The 16,535-nt window shown below is 67.3% G+C and carries 20 protein-coding genes and 1 tRNA gene; 16 read left to right on the top strand and 5 right to left on the bottom strand.

What is annotated here, in order from left to right:
• Positions 1–3 precede the first annotated feature (3 nt).
• Positions 4–89 (bottom strand) — tRNA-Leu (locus ACZY0X_RS25695).
• A 69-nt stretch (positions 90–158) separates the two neighbouring features.
• Here ACZY0X_RS25695 and ACZY0X_RS25690 point away from each other — a divergent pair.
• The 4 genes from ACZY0X_RS25690 to ACZY0X_RS25675 all read left to right on the top strand — a co-directional run bounded on the left by ACZY0X_RS25690 (position 159) and on the right by ACZY0X_RS25675 (position 2,826).
• Positions 159–1,502, top strand: a complete 1,344-nt coding sequence (locus ACZY0X_RS25690) for a M20/M25/M40 family metallo-hydrolase (RefSeq protein ID WP_463774426.1) — start codon at positions 159–161, stop codon at positions 1,500–1,502.
• Positions 1,503–1,548: 46 nt separating this feature from the next.
• On the top strand, positions 1,549–2,076 hold the full coding sequence (locus ACZY0X_RS25685; protein WP_241404784.1) for a YbhB/YbcL family Raf kinase inhibitor-like protein: 528 nt from the start codon (positions 1,549–1,551) through the stop codon (positions 2,074–2,076).
• 11 nt (positions 2,077–2,087) lie between these two features.
• A complete protein-coding gene (locus tag ACZY0X_RS25680; protein ID WP_463774424.1) occupies positions 2,088–2,540 on the top strand; it encodes a nitroreductase family deazaflavin-dependent oxidoreductase in 453 nt (150 codons plus the stop codon).
• 163 nt (positions 2,541–2,703) lie between these two features.
• Positions 2,704–2,826 carry a hypothetical protein gene (locus tag ACZY0X_RS25675; protein WP_463774423.1) on the top strand — a complete coding sequence of 41 codons (123 nt, stop codon included), beginning with the start codon at positions 2,704–2,706 and terminating at the stop codon, positions 2,824–2,826.
• Positions 2,827–2,929: 103 nt separating this feature from the next.
• On the opposite strand, the gene ACZY0X_RS25670 is transcribed toward ACZY0X_RS25675, so the two are convergent.
• From ACZY0X_RS25670 to ACZY0X_RS25660, 3 genes are read right to left on the bottom strand one after another with little or no spacing between them, the layout of a single operon-like run.
• Complete coding sequence (locus tag ACZY0X_RS25670) at positions 2,930–3,991, bottom strand: quinone-dependent dihydroorotate dehydrogenase (RefSeq protein ID WP_463774422.1); 1,062 nt, start codon at positions 3,989–3,991, stop codon at positions 2,930–2,932.
• On the bottom strand, positions 3,991–4,248 hold the full coding sequence (locus ACZY0X_RS25665; RefSeq protein WP_463774420.1) for a DUF5703 family protein: 258 nt from the start codon (positions 4,246–4,248) through the stop codon (positions 3,991–3,993). The genes ACZY0X_RS25670 and ACZY0X_RS25665 overlap by 1 nt, the downstream gene beginning before the upstream one ends.
• Positions 4,245–5,216: a YncE family protein gene (locus ACZY0X_RS25660; RefSeq protein ID WP_463774419.1), complete on the bottom strand. Its 972-nt coding sequence runs from the start codon at positions 5,214–5,216 to the stop codon at positions 4,245–4,247. Before ACZY0X_RS25660 ends, ACZY0X_RS25665 begins: the two co-directional genes overlap by 4 nt.
• A gap of 175 nt (positions 5,217–5,391) precedes the next feature.
• Between ACZY0X_RS25660 and ACZY0X_RS25655 the strand changes: the two genes are divergently transcribed.
• From ACZY0X_RS25655 to ACZY0X_RS25600, 12 genes are all read left to right on the top strand, one after another.
• Complete coding sequence (locus ACZY0X_RS25655) at positions 5,392–5,703, top strand: hypothetical protein (RefSeq protein ID WP_463774418.1); 312 nt, start codon at positions 5,392–5,394, stop codon at positions 5,701–5,703.
• A 44-nt stretch (positions 5,704–5,747) separates the two neighbouring features.
• On the top strand, positions 5,748–6,578 hold the full coding sequence (locus ACZY0X_RS25650; protein ID WP_463774594.1) for an undecaprenyl-diphosphate phosphatase: 831 nt from the start codon (positions 5,748–5,750) through the stop codon (positions 6,576–6,578).
• A 25-nt stretch (positions 6,579–6,603) separates the two neighbouring features.
• Positions 6,604–7,305 (top strand): histidine phosphatase family protein, encoded by a 702-nt coding sequence (locus tag ACZY0X_RS25645; RefSeq protein WP_463774416.1) that lies wholly within the window; start codon positions 6,604–6,606, stop codon positions 7,303–7,305.
• 55 nt (positions 7,306–7,360) lie between these two features.
• Positions 7,361–7,960, top strand: coding sequence for a DUF3090 domain-containing protein (locus ACZY0X_RS25640; protein ID WP_463774415.1), 600 nt, complete (start codon positions 7,361–7,363; stop codon positions 7,958–7,960).
• The gene (locus ACZY0X_RS25635) at positions 7,950–8,777 is read left to right on the top strand and encodes an SCO1664 family protein (protein WP_463774414.1); all 828 of its coding nucleotides are present in this window, start codon (positions 7,950–7,952) and stop codon (positions 8,775–8,777) included. Before ACZY0X_RS25640 ends, ACZY0X_RS25635 begins: the two co-directional genes overlap by 11 nt.
• A 59-nt stretch (positions 8,778–8,836) precedes the next feature.
• Positions 8,837–9,526, top strand: coding sequence for a GNAT family N-acetyltransferase (locus tag ACZY0X_RS25630; protein WP_463774412.1), 690 nt, complete (start codon positions 8,837–8,839; stop codon positions 9,524–9,526).
• Positions 9,523–10,308 (top strand): 3'(2'),5'-bisphosphate nucleotidase CysQ, encoded by a 786-nt coding sequence (locus ACZY0X_RS25625; RefSeq protein ID WP_463774411.1) that lies wholly within the window; start codon positions 9,523–9,525, stop codon positions 10,306–10,308. The genes ACZY0X_RS25630 and ACZY0X_RS25625 overlap by 4 nt, the downstream gene beginning before the upstream one ends.
• A gap of 106 nt (positions 10,309–10,414) precedes the next feature.
• Positions 10,415–11,656, top strand: coding sequence for a cysteine--1-D-myo-inosityl 2-amino-2-deoxy-alpha-D-glucopyranoside ligase (mshC, locus tag ACZY0X_RS25620; RefSeq protein WP_463774409.1), 1,242 nt, complete (start codon positions 10,415–10,417; stop codon positions 11,654–11,656).
• 54 nt (positions 11,657–11,710) lie between these two features.
• A complete protein-coding gene (locus ACZY0X_RS25615) occupies positions 11,711–12,589 on the top strand; it encodes an SDR family oxidoreductase (RefSeq protein WP_463774408.1) in 879 nt (292 codons plus the stop codon).
• The gene (locus ACZY0X_RS25610) at positions 12,589–14,022 is read left to right on the top strand and encodes a DUF1254 domain-containing protein (RefSeq protein ID WP_463774406.1); all 1,434 of its coding nucleotides are present in this window, start codon (positions 12,589–12,591) and stop codon (positions 14,020–14,022) included. The genes ACZY0X_RS25615 and ACZY0X_RS25610 overlap by 1 nt, the downstream gene beginning before the upstream one ends.
• Before the next feature lie 334 nt (positions 14,023–14,356).
• Positions 14,357–14,788: an ankyrin repeat domain-containing protein gene (locus tag ACZY0X_RS25605; protein WP_463774404.1), complete on the top strand. Its 432-nt coding sequence runs from the start codon at positions 14,357–14,359 to the stop codon at positions 14,786–14,788.
• 5 nt (positions 14,789–14,793) lie between these two features.
• Positions 14,794–15,225 carry an ankyrin repeat domain-containing protein gene (locus ACZY0X_RS25600; protein WP_463774402.1) on the top strand — a complete coding sequence of 144 codons (432 nt, stop codon included), beginning with the start codon at positions 14,794–14,796 and terminating at the stop codon, positions 15,223–15,225.
• A 211-nt stretch (positions 15,226–15,436) separates the two neighbouring features.
• Here ACZY0X_RS25600 and ACZY0X_RS25595 read toward each other — a convergent pair whose 3' ends face one another.
• Positions 15,437–16,360, bottom strand: coding sequence for a PAC2 family protein (locus tag ACZY0X_RS25595; RefSeq protein ID WP_371747103.1), 924 nt, complete (start codon positions 16,358–16,360; stop codon positions 15,437–15,439).
• Between the last annotated feature and the right edge of the window lie 175 nt (positions 16,361–16,535).

The raw sequence follows: 16,535 nt of genomic DNA, 5'->3' as shown, positions 1-16,535 counted from the left end.
GAGTGTCCGAGGGGGGACTTGAACCCCCACGCCCGTTAATAGGGCACTAGCACCTCAAGCTAGCGCGTCTGCCATTCCGCCACTCGGACAAGCGAGCGCCTAAGGCTAACGGATCGGATACCCCGGACCCAAACCCGGTGGGTGCACCAGTGGTACGAATGGTGACTGTGACTGCATATCCGGAGGCAACTGACGAGGTGGTCGACCTCGTCAGCGAGTTGATCCGGTTCGACACCTCCAACACCGGCGACCCCGAGACCACCAAGGGCGAGGCCGAGTGCGCGCGCTGGGTGGCCGCGAAACTCGAGGAGGCCGGCTTCGAGACCGAGTACATCGAGGCGGGGGCTCCCGGTCGCGGAAACGTGTTCGCGAGGCTTCGCGGTGCCGACCCCGATCGTGGCGCGTTGATGATCCACGGCCACCTCGACGTGGTCCCCGCCGAACCCGCGGACTGGAGCGTGCACCCGTTCTCCGGGGCCGTGGCGGACGGCTACGTGTGGGGCCGCGGTGCGGTCGACATGAAGGACATGGTCGGCATGACGATCGCCGTGGCCCGGCGCTTCAAGCGGGCAGGTATCACCCCGCCGCGTGACCTCGTGTTCGCGTTCCTCTCCGATGAGGAGCATGGCGGCAAGTACGGCGGCCAGTGGCTGGTGGACAATCGGCCCGACCTGTTCGAGGGCGTCACCGAGGCGATCGGCGAGGTCGGCGGCTTCTCGCTGACGGTGCCCACCCGTGACGGTGGTGAGCGCAGGCTCTACCTCATCGAGACCGCGGAGAAGGGCATCGCGTGGATGCGGCTGTCCGCGCGCGGTCGCGCCGGCCACGGCTCGATGGTCCACGACGACAATGCGGTCACCGCGGTCGCCGAGGCGGTGGCCCGGCTCGGGCGCCACCAGTTCCCGCTGGTGCTCACCGAACCTGTCGCGCAGTTCCTCACCGCCGTCGGCGAGGAGACCGGCTACGAGTTCGACGTCAACTCACCCGATCTCGACGGAGCCATCGCCAAGCTCGGCGACATCGCCCGCATCGTCAGCGCGACCCTGCGCGACACGGCCAACCCGACGATGCTCAAGGCCGGCTACAAGGCCAACGTCATTCCGGCCACCGCCGAGGCCGTCATCGACTGCCGCGTGCTGCCGGGCCGCAGGGAGGACTTCGAGCGCGAGGTCGACGAGCTGATCGGCCCACACGTCACCAAGACGTGGGAACGCGATCTGCCGTCAGTGGAGACGACCTTCGACGGTGATCTCGTCGACGCCATGAACGCCGCGCTGCTCGCGATCGACCCCGAGGCGCGCACCGTGCCCTACATGCTGTCCGGGGGAACCGACGCGAAGGCGTTCGTGCGCTTGGGGATTCGCTGCTTCGGGTTCGCGCCGCTGCGCCTGCCGCCGGACCTGGACTTCGCGTCGTTGTTCCACGGCGTCGACGAACGGGTACCCGTCGACGCGCTCGAGTTCGGCACCAGGGTTCTCGAGCACTTCCTGCGCAACTGCTGACCACTCATCACGCATCACCCCCGCAGTCACCACCGAGAGGAAACACATGAGCACCCCGTACGACAATCTTCCGCAGCTGCCCACGTTCACGCTCACGAGCAAGGACGTCACCGACGGTCAGCCGCTGGCCAACGATCAGGTCAGCGGAATCATGGGGGCCGGGGGATCGGATGTGTCGCCGGACCTGAGCTGGTCGGGCTTCCCCGAGGAGACCCGCAGTTTCGCCGTCACCGTCTATGACCCCGACGCGCCGACCGGATCGGGCTTCTGGCACTGGGCGGTGGCCAATCTGCCCGCCACGGTCACCCACCTCCCCGCAGGTGTCGGCGACGGCAGCCACAGCGGCTTCCCGGGCGATGCCGTCACGCTGGCCAACGACGCGGGCCTGAAGCGCTTCATCGGCGCCGCGCCGCCCGCCGGGCACGGGCCGCACCGCTACTTCATCGCCGTGCACGCCGTCGACGTGGAGAAGCTGGATCTGCCCGAGGGCGCCACACCGGCATACCTGGGCTTCAACCTGTTCGGCCACGCCATCGCACGCGCGGTCATCCACGGCACGTACGAGCAGAAGTAGCCCGGATTCTCATGCGGTCCAACCCGCTCGGCAGGCTCCTGGCCACGCGCTGGGTGGTGCGTGCGCCGATCGGGTTGTACCGAGCGCATCTGGGGTTCGTGTTCGGACACCGGTTGCTGTTGTTGGAGCACATTGGGCGTAGGTCGGGCACGCCCCGAGAGGTCGTGCTCGAGGTCGTGGAACGGCGCGGCCACGACACGTATGTGATCGTGTCCGGGTTCGGGACCGAGGCGCAGTGGTATCGCAACGTCATCGCCCAACCGCAGGTGCGCGTCAGCATCGGATGGCAGGTGCACCGGCCGGCGCTGGCCGTCGCGCTCGATGACGACGACGCGTTGCGCACGCTCGACTTATACGCGAAACGTCACGCTCGGGCCTGGCGTCGCCTGCAACCGGCACTCGCGGCCGTCCAGGACGATGCGAATCCGAAGCTGCCGATGTTCGCCGTGACGCTGGAGCGCTAGCCCGCCCAACGTGAAGAAGATTGCGAAACGAGGCCCGAAACTCGCGAACTTCTTCACGTTCGGTGTGGTTATCGAGCGCCGAATTTACTGGGCGACTGGCTTTTTCTGGAAACTGACGTATGGTCGCGGCTGAGTGATTGCCACTTCGAAAACAGGAGCGACAATGGCTGACAAGAAGCCCGGTAAGAATCTGAAGAAGCCCGCGCAGTCGATCAAGGAACGCCGCGCCGAGAAGCGTGAACGCGGCGCCGAGGCTGGTGAGCTCGTCCGGAAGCGTAAGCGCTGAGGTCCAATCCGCTCAGCAGTCTCTGCTCCGAGCGTGAAGAAATGTGCGAGATTTCGAACGAACCTCGCACATTTCTTAACGTTGGCGGCCCCAACGGAGGGTGCTAGTCGATCGCCGATCCGACGGCGTCGGCCAGCGTCGCGAAGCCACCCTGGCGGAGACGCTGGGCGATGCCGTCGTGAATGTGCTTGGGCCACAGGCCGCCACCGTAGATGAAGCCGGTGTAGCCCTGCACCAGTGATGCCCCCGAAATGATGCGTTCCCACGCGTCGTCGGCCGTCTCGATGCCGCCGACGCTGATCAGGACGAGACGGTCACCGACGCGGCGGTACAGCCTGCGCAGCACCTCCGCGGACCGCTGGGCGACTGGCGCGCCGGACACCCCGCCGGCGCCCAGCTCGGCCACCCCCGGGGTCAGCAAGCCGTCGCGCGATATCGTGGTGTTGGTCGCGACAATGCCCGCGAGCCCGAGTTCTACCGCCAGATCGGCGATTTCGTCGATGTCGGCGTCGGACAGGTCGGGCGCGATCTTGACCAGGACGGGTGTGGTCGTCTCGGCCCGCACCGCCGACAGGATCGGGCGCAGGGACTCCACGGCCTGCAGATCGCGCAGCCCCGGCGTGTTCGGGGACGAGACGTTCACCACCAGGTACGCCGCCAACGGGCCCACCAGGCGGGCACTCTCGGCGTAGTCAGCGACGGCGTCCTCGGGCGGGGTGGTCTTGGTCTTGCCGATGTTCACCCCGATCGGCACGTCAGCGGTGTTGCGGCTCAGTCGCAAAGCCAGTTCGCCCGCGCCGTGGTTGTTGAACCCCATCCGGTTGAGCAGCCCGCGGTCGTCGGGCAGCCGGAACAAACGTGGCTTCGGGTTGCCCGGCTGTGCCTGTGCGGTCACCGTGCCGATCTCGGCGTAGCCGAAACCCAGGGCGCCCCAGGAATTGAGGCCGGTGCCGTCCTTGTCGAACCCGGCCGCCAGCCCCAGCGGGCCGGGGAAGCGCACGCCCAGCACGGTGGTCGCCAGGATCGGATCGCCCGCAGCCAGGTATCTGTTCAGACCGCGGCGCAGCGGCCGGGTACCGGTGAGCGCCCGAAACAGGGCGAATATCGCGGTGTGAATCCGTTCGGGATCGACCAGGAACAGGATTCGGCGCAGCAGTGCGTACATCAGCTGCCCGGCTGATCGCCGACGAGGAGACGGTCTGCAGCGGTCTTTCTACGCCGCAGCAGAACCCGTCGGCTTCCGTCGGTGTAGAGCCGCACGCGAGTGAGTTCCCAACCGCGGTACTCCGCTTCGATGGACAGCCGGGTGGAGGCGGAAACGCGGGTCACGTCGGGCGGAAGGCGCAGCGGAATCCAGTCGAAGTCGTCGGACAGTTCGGACTCCCATGCCGCGGGCATCCGGCCCCGCCCGAGTGCCGTCACCGCGAGGCCCCCGTGATCACCTGGACGCCCGCTCCCGACCCCGACACCACGTACAGGGTGTCGGAATCGGCATCGAAGGCCAGGGAGTTCGGTTGCTGCACGGTTGGATAGCGCACCTTTTCGACGGGTATTCCGGTGGCCAGATCGTAACCAACGACGCTGTTCGTCGCGGTCTGCGACACCCACGCCAGCCCTGAGGATCCCGCCAGCCCGTAGGGCGCCCCGCCGACCGGGTAGCGCTGCCGCAGCATGAGCGGGTCGGTGCCGAACACCAGCAACGCCTCGCCGCGGGTGTCGGCGACCAGTACCCGGCCCGCGGTGTCCGTGGCGATGGTCGTGGCGCCCTCGCCGGCGCGCAGTGCGTGCTCGGCCTTGGTGCCTGCGGCGTCGACGGACGTCACCGACGTCTGGCCGCGATCCAGCACGATGACCGTGTCGCCCTGTGCGGCAAGTGCATCCACTCGCGCGAAGATCTGAAGCCGCGCCGTGACCGCGGTGTCGCCGCCCAGCGTGTACACCGCTCCATCGGCACTGCCGAGGACCACCGTCCCATCGCCGCGCCGGGTGATCGCCGTGAAGTCGACGTCTGCCGCGTCATCGACCGGGAACTGTGCCACCGCACCGTCGGCGAGGTCGACGCGCAGGTAGCCACCCCGTATCGACGCGTACACGGTGCCCTGCCCGTCGCCCGCCAGAGCCGTCGCGGCCCCGGGCAGCGGCACGGTCCGGGGTGGCCCGGCGGGTCCGAAGGCCGTCAGGACGGATCGGCCGGCGGAATCGCTGGTCAATACCGCCAGAGTCCGCGTGCCCTCATCGAAGACGCTGGTCAGGCCCGGCCCCAGCGGGCGCACGGTGCCAGCCGGGGCTTGTGTGACGGCAGGGGATGCCGCGGCCGAAGCGGGCGTGATGGTCGGCGGCGGCGCGTCGCTCGGATTCTGGGAGCACGCCGCCCCGGCAACCACGATCACAGTCAGCAGTGCACTGTGAGCGAGACGATTAGCGAGTTTTCGAAGGTGTGGCAAAGGGTAGCTCTCGATATGTGCGTACTGATGGACAGGTTTGGGCAAGTCTAGGCAAGCTCGTGTTCACCGCTTATTCGCATCCTCGTCGCCACGAGGCCGATGCAACGGTACGGTTCCGAACATGACCCTTGCGACCGATAGGGAAGCGAAGAGCGACGAGTTCGCCCTCGATGACATCTCAACGGGTCTGTACGCGAGTGGCTTTGGCAGGGTCGGTGACGGTAGGACTTTCTCCTTCCAGGTCGATCGCGGCACGTTGCGCCTCGAGGTCTATCGACCGCGGATCCTCGGCCCGGTACCCCAGGTCGAGGATGTGGTCGCGACCTCCACCCGCAGTCTGGTGCACGTCGACACCACCGATGAGCGCAGCCTGGGTGCCGCGGTGCGCGACGCCGTCGCGCAGGCTCAACCGGTGCCGCGTCCGGGTCGCTGACCTCAGCTCGCGGTACGGTCGTCGGCGTGATCGACGTCGCGGCCATGTCATGGCTACAGGTGGCCGTGCTGGCGGTGGTGCAGGGCCTCACAGAGTTCCTGCCGGTGTCCTCATCCGGTCATCTCGCCATCGCCTCACAACTGTTCTTCGACGATGATGCGGGTGCCTCGTTCACCGCGGTCACCCAACTCGGCACTGAACTCGCGGTGCTCGTCTACTTTGCCAAGGACATCCGTCGCATCCTGGTGTCCTGGTTCGCCGGCCTGCGCAACGCGGCACGCCGCGACTCTGACTACTGGCTGGGCTGGTGGGTGATCATCGGCACAATCCCGATCTGCGTGCTGGGCCTGCTGTTCAAGGATCAGATCCGCGGCGGAGTCCGCAACCTGTGGATCGTCGCCATCGCCCTGATCGTGTTCTCCGTGGTGATCGCCGCCGCCGAGTACTTCGGCAAGCAGACCCGCCAGGTGGAGCAGCTGACGTGGAAGGACGCGGTCATCGTTGGCCTGGCTCAGTGCCTCGCCCTGGTGCCCGGTGTCTCGCGCTCCGGTGCGACCATCAGCGCCGGCCTGTTCCTGGGCCAGAGCCGCGAGGTCGCGGCCAGATTCGGGTTCCTGTTGGCCATTCCGGCGGTCCTGGCATCGGGTCTCTTCTCGCTGCCCGACGCCTTTGCCCCGGTCACGGAGGGCATGAGCGCCACCGGACCCCAGCTCGCGGTATCCATCGTGATCGCGTTCGTCGTTGGCTACGCAGCCGTTGCGTGGTTCCTGAAGTTCCTGGTGCGCCACGGCATGTACTGGTTCGTCGGGTACCGGGTGATCCTGGGCGTCGTCGTGCTGATTCTGCTCGGCACCGGAGTGCTGGTCGGCCAGTGACATTCCCACCCAGGAAGCCCACCCGATGACCGTCATCCTGCTGCGGCACGGCCGCTCGACGTCCAACACTGCCCATACCCTGGCCGGCCGGTCCGAGGGTGTCGACCTCGATGACAAGGGCATGGCCCAGGCCGCGGGGATCGTCGACCGGATCGGTGCGCTACCGATCAAGGCGATCGTGCGTTCGCCCCTGCTGCGGTGCGCGCGCACCGTCGACCCGCTGGCCGCCGCGCTCGGCGTCGAACCGGTCATCGACGAACGCCTGGTTGAGGTCGACTACGGACAGTGGACCGGTCGCAAGATCGCCGAGCTGTTCAAAGAGCCGCTGTGGACCGTGGTGCAGCAGCAGCCCAGCGCCGCGGTGTTTCCCGAGGGAGAGGGGTTGGCCCAGGTGCAGGCCCGCGCCGTGGCCGCGGTGCGCGAACACGACCGCCGCCTCGCCGAGGGCGCCGACGGTGACGTGTTGTGGGTGGCATGCACACACGGTGATGTGATCAAGGCGGTGCTGGCCGATGCGCTTGGCGTCCACCTCGACGGTTTTCAGCGCATCACCGCCGATCCCGCATCGATGAGCGTGATCCGCTACACCGCCCTCCGACCGTTCGTGTTGCACGTCAACCACACCGGGGCCGACCTCACAACGGCACTGACGCCCAAGCCCGAACAGGGTCCGGACTCGGACCAGGTGGCGAGTACGGACGCCGTCGTGGGCGGCTCCACCGACTGACAGGCCGTCCTCGGAATGACAGAGGCACTGCCCATACCGGTATTTTGGAAAGGCCATGACCCGCTCGATTCACGTCTTCCGCTCACCCGACCGCTTCGTGGCCGGGACGGTCGGGCAACCGGGAAACCGGACGTTCTACCTCCAGGCCGTGCACGACACCAGGGTGGTGTCGGTGATGCTGGAGAAGCAGCAGGTCGCCGTCCTCGCCGAACGCATCGCCGCACTGCTGTTGGAGATCAACCGCCGGTTCGGCACGCCCATCCCGCCCGACACCGGTGAGGTCGAGGACTTGAGCCCGCTGGTCATGCCGGTGGACGCCGAGTTCCGGGTCGGCACGATGGGCCTGGGCTGGGACTCCGAGGCCGAGACAGTGGTGGTGGAGCTGCTCGCCGTGTCCGACACCGAGTTCGACGCGTCGGTGGTGCTCGATGACGCCGAGGACGGACCCGACGCCGTTCGGGTGTTTCTGTCCCCGGAGTCGGCGCGTGAGTTCGCGACACGATCCAACCGGGTGATCTCTGCGGGACGGCCGCCGTGTCCACTGTGTGACGAACCTCTCGATCCGGCGGGCCACATCTGCGTTCGAACCAACGGGTACCTGCGCGGCGCACTGGGCGAGTCCGGCGAGCCCGGCGAGTCCGGCGATGATTTCTGAGGGGCAGGCGGGCGGGATCGACGGTGAGGTACTGCGCCGAGGCGAGCTGACCGTCCTCGGGCGGATCCGCTCCGCGAGCAACGCAACGTTCCTGTGCGAGGCCCATCTCGACGACCACGAGACGCACTGCGTCTACAAGCCGGTCGCGGGGGAGGCGCCGCTGTGGGACTTCCCCGACGGCACGCTGGCCGGTCGCGAGTACGCCGCCTACCTGGTCTCAGCCGCGCTGGGCTGGGACATCGTGCCCTACACCATCATTCGCGACGGACCCGCGGGTTCGGGCATGGTGCAGCTGTGGGTCGATCAGCCCGGTGACGCACTCGACGACGATCCCGATGCCGGGCCGGATCTGGTGGATCTGGTGCCCGCGGGAAAGGTGCCCCCGGGGTATCTGCCGATCCTGCAGGCCTACGACTACGCCGGTGACGAGGTCACGCTCGTGCACGCCGATGACATCCGCCTGCGCCGGATGGCGGTCTTCGACGTGCTGATCAACAACGCCGACCGCAAGGGCGGGCACATCCTGTCGGGTGTGGACGGTCGGGTCCACGGCGTCGACCACGGCGTGAGCCTGCACAGCGAGGACAAGCTGCGCACCGTGCTGTGGGGGTGGGCGGGCAAACCCGTCGACGACGAGACCCTGGCGCAGGTCGCGATCCTGCGCGACGATCTCCGGTCCGGTCTTGGCGAGGCCCTCGGCGAGCATGTCACCGGTCGCGAGATCGAGGCTCTGCTGGCGAGAACCGTTGCATTGCTGAACGATCCGGTGATGCCGACGCCGGATCGGCACCGCCCGATCCCGTGGCCCGCCTTCTGAGCCGCCGCAGTGGGTGCAACGTCGCTCCCCGCGCGGAGCAGTGTTCTACGCTGGCGATCATGACCGATCATGACCGGGCTGCCGCCCGCCGCGATATCACCGACGCGCTGCAGAAGGCGCTCGACCGCAGGCACGAGGTGCTCGACGCGATCGTCGAGGCCAGTGACAAGGCGTCCGCCGTGGAGACGATTGCGCAACTGCTCGGCACCTCGCGCCTGGGCGGCGAGGCTGTCATGGCGATGTCATTCGACCGCCTGACCCGGGACTCGCGACGGCGGATCGCCGAGGAACTCGAGGATCTCAACAAGCAGCTCACGTTCACGTTCGCGGACCGCCCGGCCAGTTCGGGTGAGGGCCTGGTGCTGCGACCGTTCTCGGACGCCGTAGACCGCGACATCTTCGCCGCGCGCACAGACGACGTCGGGGCCACCGGTGACGGTTCCGGCGGGCCCGCGGGCAGCCTTGACGATGAGATCAGCGCCGCCGTCGGCCGGGTGTCGGCCGAGGAGGCGGTGTGGTTCGTCGCCGAGGAGGCCACCGAGAAGGTCGGCATGGTGTTCGGTGAACTCGTCGGTGGCGAGGTGAACGTGCGGATCTGGATTCATCCCGACCACCGCCACCGCGGTTTCGGCACCGCAGCCCTGCGGCGCTGCCGCTCAGAGATGGCGGCCTACTTCCCGGCGGTACCCATGGTGGTCCGGGCGCCCGGCGCGACCCCACGGGGCCCATTGTCGGCACCGCCGACGTGAGCGATGTCGGCGCCGCCGACGACGTGAATGACGCGACACTGGCCGCGCGGGTGGCACAGGAGGCCGGCGAGTACCTGCTGGCGGTGCGCGACGAGGTCGGTTTCGATGACCCCTACGGCCTCGGTGACGCCGGCGACCGGCGCGCCAACGACCTCATCCTGAGACTCCTGCGTGAGGCGCGCCCGGACGACGCGGTGTTGTCCGAGGAATCACCCGATAACCTGGCCAGGCTCCGCGCCGACCGGGTGTGGATCGTCGACCCGGTGGACGGCACCCGCGAGTTCTCCATGCCGGGCCGCGTCGACTGGGCGGTGCACATCGCCCTGTGGCAGCGCAGCAACGGCGGTCCGGGCGGCCGCATCACCGATGCCGTGGTCGGGCTTCCCGCCGTCGACACGGTGTACCGCACCGACACCGTGACCGGTCCACCGCCGCGCGAACCGGGCCCGATCCGGGTCGCCACGAGCCGTAACCGGCCGCCGACGGTGCTGTGGTGGCTGCGCGACATCCTTGACATCGAGTTGGTCGGGATGGGATCGGCGGGCGCTAAGGCCATGGCACTGGTGCGCGGCGATGTCGACGCCTACATCCACGCAGGCGGCCAGTGGGAGTGGGACTCGGCCGCACCGGCGGGTGTGGTCTGGGCCGCGGGCCTCCATGCGACGCGCATCGACGGATCGCCCCTGGTCTACAACCGTCCCGATCCCTACCTGCCCGACTTTCTGATGTGCAGGCCTGAACTCGCCGGCACGCTGCTCGAGGGCATCCGGTCCATTCTCTGATCCCCGTCGGGGCCCATCGGGAATGGATCGTGCCGATCGGGCGTCCAAGACGGACAGACACACACCATCGGAGGACGTTCTGAGCGCACACCCTAGAGTCGGAGCCATGCAATCCTGGCCGGCGTCCTCCGTTCCGGCCCTGCCGGGGCAGGGTCCGCAGTTGCGTCTGTACGACAGCGCGGATCGTCAGATTCGTCCGGTGGCCGCCGGTGAGACCGCGACCATGTACGTGTGTGGCATCACGCCGTACGACGCCACGCACCTCGGCCACGCCGCCACCTATCTGACGTTCGACCTGGTGTATCGGGTGTGGCTCGACTCGGGTCACCGCGTGCACTACGTGCAGAACGTCACCGATGTCGACGACCCGCTGTTCGAACGGGCGCTGCGCGACGGTGTCGACTGGCGTGACCTCGGCGCCGACCAGACCCAGCTGTTCCGCGACGATATGGCGGCCCTTCGCGTGCTGCCACCGCATGACTACGTCGCCGCCACCGATGCCATCGCCGAGGTCATCGAACTGGTCGAGAAACTCCTCGCGGCGGGCGCGGCCTATGTCGTCGACGACGCCGAGTTCCCGGACGTGTACTACCGCGCGGATGCCACCGACCAGTTCGGCTACGAGTCGGGGTATGACCGTGACACCATGCTGCGACTCTTCGGTGAACGCGGCGGCGACCCCGACCGGCCCGGTAAGACCGATCAGCTCGACGCCCTGCTGTGGCGTGCCGAGCGTCCCGGCGAGCCCAGCTGGCCGTCACCGTTCGGTCCCGGACGCCCGGGCTGGCACGTGGAGTGCGCCGCCATCGCGCTGACTCGCATCGGCACAGGCCTCGACATTCAGGGCGGTGGCAGCGACCTGGTGTTCCCGCACCACGAGTACTCCGCCGCGCACGCCGAATCGGCAACGGGGGAGCGCAGATTCGCCCGCCACTACGTCCACGCCGGGATGATCGGCTGGGACGGCCACAAGATGAGCAAGAGTCGCGGGAACCTGGTGCTGGTGTCGAGGTTGCGCGCCCAGGGCGTTGAGCCCTCGGCCATCCGGCTGGGATTGTTCGCCGGGCACTACCGTGCCGACCGGTCGTGGAGCGATGCCGTGCTCGACGAGGCCAAGGCGCGGCTGAGCAGGTGGCGCGCCGCGACCGCGCTATCGGCGGCTCCCGACGCCACTGACGTGATCGCTCGCGTGCGCAGATACCTCGCCGACGACCTCGACACGCCCAAAGCAATTGCCGCGCTCGATGGTTGGTGTACCGATGCGCTCGAGTACGGCGGGCATGACGTATCAGCACCGAACGCCGTCCGCACGGCCGTCGACGCGTTGTTCGGCATCGAGCTGACCTAGCGCGAAGGCACCGACCCTGCCCGTCCGATCGGTGGTTGGAGTACGTTTCGCGTCATGTCTTCTGTGCGCGGAAAGGTCGTATTCATCACCGGCGGGGCAGCAGGAGTCGGTGCCGAGGTGGCGCACCGGCTACACGCCAAGGGCGCCAAGCTGGTGCTCACCGATATCGACGAGGATCTACTGGCTCGGCAGCGGGACGAACTCGGCACCGATCGCGTTCTCACGGTCGTCGCCGATGTGCGTGATCTCCCTGCGATGCAGGGTGCCGCCGCGGCGGCCGTCGAGCGGTTCGGCGGTATCGACATCGTGCTGGCCAACGCGGGTATCGCCAGCTACGGCTCGGTGCTGCAGGTCGACCCGGAGGCGTTCAAGCGGGTACTCGACATCAACGTGCTCGGGGTGTTCCACACGGTGCGTGCCACACTGCCCTCGGTGATCGAGCGCCGCGGCTACGTGCTGATCGTGTCGTCGCTGGCCGCATACGCCGCTGCTCCCGGTCTTGCGCCCTACAACGCGTCCAAGGCGGCGGTGGAGCACTTCGCGAACGCGCTGCGCCTGGAGGTCGCGCATCGTGGCGTCAACGTGGGTTCGGCGCACATGTCGTGGATAGACACTGCACTGGTCCGCGACAGCAAGGCCGATATGTCCACCTTCGGCGAGATGCTGTCGAGGCTGCCGGGACCGCTGAAGACCACCACATCCGTGGCGCGGTGCGGCGAGGCCTTCGTCAAGGGCATCGAGGGTCGCCGCACCAGGGTCAACTGCCCGGGCTGGGTGGGGCTGGTCCGCTGGCTGCGGCCGATCCTGTCCACCCGAGTGGGCGAGATGCCGGTGCGGGCGATCGTGCCCGACCTCCTCCCTCGGATGGACGCCGAGGTCGCCGCTCTGGGGCGGTCCACGAGTGCACACAACGAAGAGCTGGAGCAGGACTGATGCGGCGCATCGGCGTCTTGGTGGCGCTGCTGGTCGTGCTGGTCGGGTGTACCAAGCCGCAGGAGCCCGAGGTGGTCAGTTCCGCGCCGCCGCCCCCGCAGGCCGAAACCGTCACGCCCGCTCAAGCGCGGGAGATAGCCAAGGAGGCCTACATCTACGGCTTTCCGATGGTCGACAACTACCGCGTCTTGTACTCCTACTTCGTCGACAAGCAGAACGCCGAGTATAAGGGCGACTGGAACCAGATCCACAACACGGCAAGGGTTTTCACACCCGAGGACACCACCATTCAGACCCCGAACTCGGACACTCCCTACTCCGCGGTCGGCGCCGATCTGCGCGCCGAACCGCTGGTGCTCACGGTTCCGCCCATCGAGCAGGACCGCTACTACTCGCTGCAGTTCGTCGACGGCTACACCTACGACTTCGAATACGTCGGCAGCCGGACCACCGGCAACGGCGGCGGCACCTACCTGCTGACTGGTCCGAACTTCACCGGTGACGTCCCCGAGGGAATAGACAAGGTCATCCGCAGCGACACCGATCTGGCCCTGGTCCTCTATCGCACTGAGCTGTTCGGCCCATCCGACCTCGACAACGTCAAGAGGGTGCAGGACGGCTACCGGGTCGCGCCGCTGTCAGCGCACCTCAACCAGCCGGCGCCCCCGCCCGCGCCGGCCATCGACTTCGTTCCGCCGCTCACCCCTGAGGCGCAGCGCACGTCACCGCAGTTCTTCGAGATCCTGAACTTCGCGCTGGGGTTCGCGCCGACGCTGCCGCAGGAGAAGGCCATGCGGGACCGGTTCGCCAGCATCGGCATCGCCCCGGACGGCGCGTTCGACGCCGACGATCTGGACCCGCAGATGCGCGCGGCCATCGAGGGGGGCATGGCCGACGCCTGGACCGAGTACGACACGTTGAAGCGCGACAAGATCGACACCGGTCAGGTCGGGGCCGCGGACATGTTCGGCACCGCGCAGTACCTGAACGGCAACTACCTCTACCGGATGGCCGGCGCCGTGCTGGGGATCTACGGCAACAGCAAGGACGAGGCCCTCTATCCCGGGACGACAGTGGACTCCACGGGGGCACCGCTGGACGGTGCCAACACCTACACCTACCGCTTCGCCTCCGGCCAGCTGCCGCCGGTCAATGCGTTCTGGTCACTGACCATGTACGAGCTGCCGCAGAGTCAGCTGGTCGCCAACCCGATGAACCGGTACCTGATCAACTCGCCGATGCTGTCGAGCCTGGCCAAGGATCCCGACGGCGGCATCACGCTGTATGTGCAGAACGAGTCGCCGGGTTTGGACCGGGAGGCCAACTGGCTGCCCGCCCCGAAAGGTCCGTTCCAGGTGATCCTGCGGCTGTACTGGCCGAAGCCGGATGCGCTCAACGGGCAGTGGCAGGCGCCTAAGCCGGTTAAGACGTAGCGGCGTCTCCGGCAATCGCGGTTCTCACGGCGGTAGCGTGGCCGCAGGTCACCCACCAAGAGGGAGCGACGATCACGAAAGCACCAAGCCCTTCCGACTACACCTCGGATTTCTGGCTGGCTCATCGACCCTCTCGGTACACCAATTCCCTTGCCTTACTTTGCCGCGCTCATGCCCAGTGACCGGATCGGACGGGTGATTGTCGTTGGAGATGGCGCTGCCGGCCTTCTGATCACCGAGTATGCGCGGCAATCTCCATGGATTCCTCACGCTCATCGACACCGCGAAGGCTGAACAATCCACCGCCCCATCTCAGTAACGGAGGTACACCCCCATGGCACGTAGCGGTCGCCCACCCAAGATTGACCCCATGAAGCCGATCCATCGTGCAGTCATGGACAACGATGTCGCGACATTCAGCGTCGAACTCGCCGACGGAACCGACATCAACACCCCTGGCCCCGAGGACATGACACCACTGCACATCGCCGCCCACCGCGGCAACGTCGAATTCGCCAAGGCCCTCCTAGATGCTGGCGCGAACATCGACCCCATCAACGTCTGGGGCAACACACCACTGTGGGTCGCCGTCCGAGAACGGCCCCGGACTTGCCCGGACGGGTCGATGATTCGACTCCTGCTGGACCGTGGTGCAGATCCAAACCGAAGCGAGAACGATAGTTCCCCGCTCAAGACCGCAAAGCTCGTCGCAGGCGTTCCAGAGGATGTGATCGCACTCCTCGAAGAAAAAGCGAAGGCCCGGTAGGCGCAATGGCACGTAGCGGTCGCCCACCCAGGATCGACCCCATGAAGCCGATCCATCGTGCAGTCATGGACAACGGTGTCGCGGCGTTCAGCGTGGAACTCGCCGACGGAACCGATATCAACACCCCTGGCCCCGAGGACATGACACCACTGCACATCGCCGCCGACCGCGGCAACGTCGAATTCGCCAAGGCCCTCCTAGATGCTGGCGCGAACATCGACCCCATCAACGTCTGGGGCAACACGCCACTGTGGGTAGCGATCATGAAGCAAAGCCGAACGTCTGCCGATGGTTCGATGGTTCGGCTTTTGCTCGACCACGGAGCTGATCCCAACCGGACCGAAGGCAAGAACTCACCTCTGGTGATGATCCACCGGATTGCAGGATTTCCCGCGGATCTCATCCAGCTGGTAGAGAAGAAGGCGAAGACTGGCTAATGGCTCGCAGCGGTCGCCCACCCTAGATCGACCCATCAAGCGGATCCATCGTGCGGTCATGGACAACGATGTCGCGGCGTTCAGTGTCGAACTCGCCGACGGAACCTCATCGAGCACATCGAGCACATCGAGGCCGAGGCCGTGAAGTTCGAGGAATTCAAGGCCTGCAATCTCGACCGTGCAGGCGCGGGTCCGCGTCCGCGCTGACGGCTCAGCCCCGGAAGCCGGGCCCGCGCCTACGCAGATAGCGCTCGAACTCGGCGGCCAACGCGTCACCGTCGATCTTTCCGATGGCCTCGCTCATATCGACCTCGGCGTCACCGCGTTCCTCGAGGGAATGCACGTAGTCGGCGATCTCGTCGTCCTCGGCGGTCATCTCGGTGACGGCCTGCTCCCACTCCTCGGCGGCCGCGGGAAGATCGGCCAGCGGGACCTCGATGTCCAGCACGTCCTCGACCCGGCGCAGCAGGGCCACTGTCGCCTTCGGACAGGGCGGTTGGGACACGTAGTGCGGGACGGCGGCCCAGAACGTCACGGCCGGGATGCCCGCGGCAACGCACGCGTCCTGGAACACCCCGGCGATACCGGTGGGTCCCTCGTAGCGGGTCTCCTCCAACCCGAAGAACTTCGCCGATTCGGGGGAGTAGGCCGCGCCGGACACGGGCACCGGGCGGGTGTGGGGTGTGTCGGCGAGCAGCGCCCCGAGGATGACGACGGTCTCGACGTTGAGCTTGTCGGCGATGGCGAGCAGTTCGGCGCAGAACGTGCGCCACCGCATGTTGGGCTCCACCCCGTGCATCAGCACGATGTCGCGGTCGCTGCCTGGCGGTCGGCAGTGCGAGATCCGCATCGACGGCCACACCAGCTCGCGTGTCACGCCGTCGATCTGGCGGATCACGGGGCGATTCACCTGATAGTCGTAGAACGACTCGTCGTCGATCTCGACGATGGTCTCGGCCTCCCAGATGGCGTCGAGGTGTTCGAGCGCGTCACTGGCCGCGTCACCGGCGTCATTCCAGCCCTCGAAGGCGGCGACGACGATGGGGGCCTGCAAGTTGGGCAGGTCTGTCACCAGCCAAGCGTAAGCCCTGCCCGACGCCGTGCGAGGAGCATCAACCGGCGGGTTGGGGTACATGGCGGTTTGGCGGAAGCAACGACGCTGCAATCTCGTTAACCTTGATGGCGACCTTCCCGACAGGATCCGTGAGCTGTCGCTCATGGGCACCGCGATCGCCAAGCGGGTCGGGGTTGATCGCGGGCGACGAGACGGGTGTCCAGACGTCGATCGAGTGACGACGTAGACTTTTCTG

The organism is Mycobacterium sp. IDUB_39, assembly GCF_055419205.1.
The sequence above is the reverse complement of the archived record's forward strand: the minus strand, read 5'-3'. Positions and strand labels throughout refer to the sequence as shown.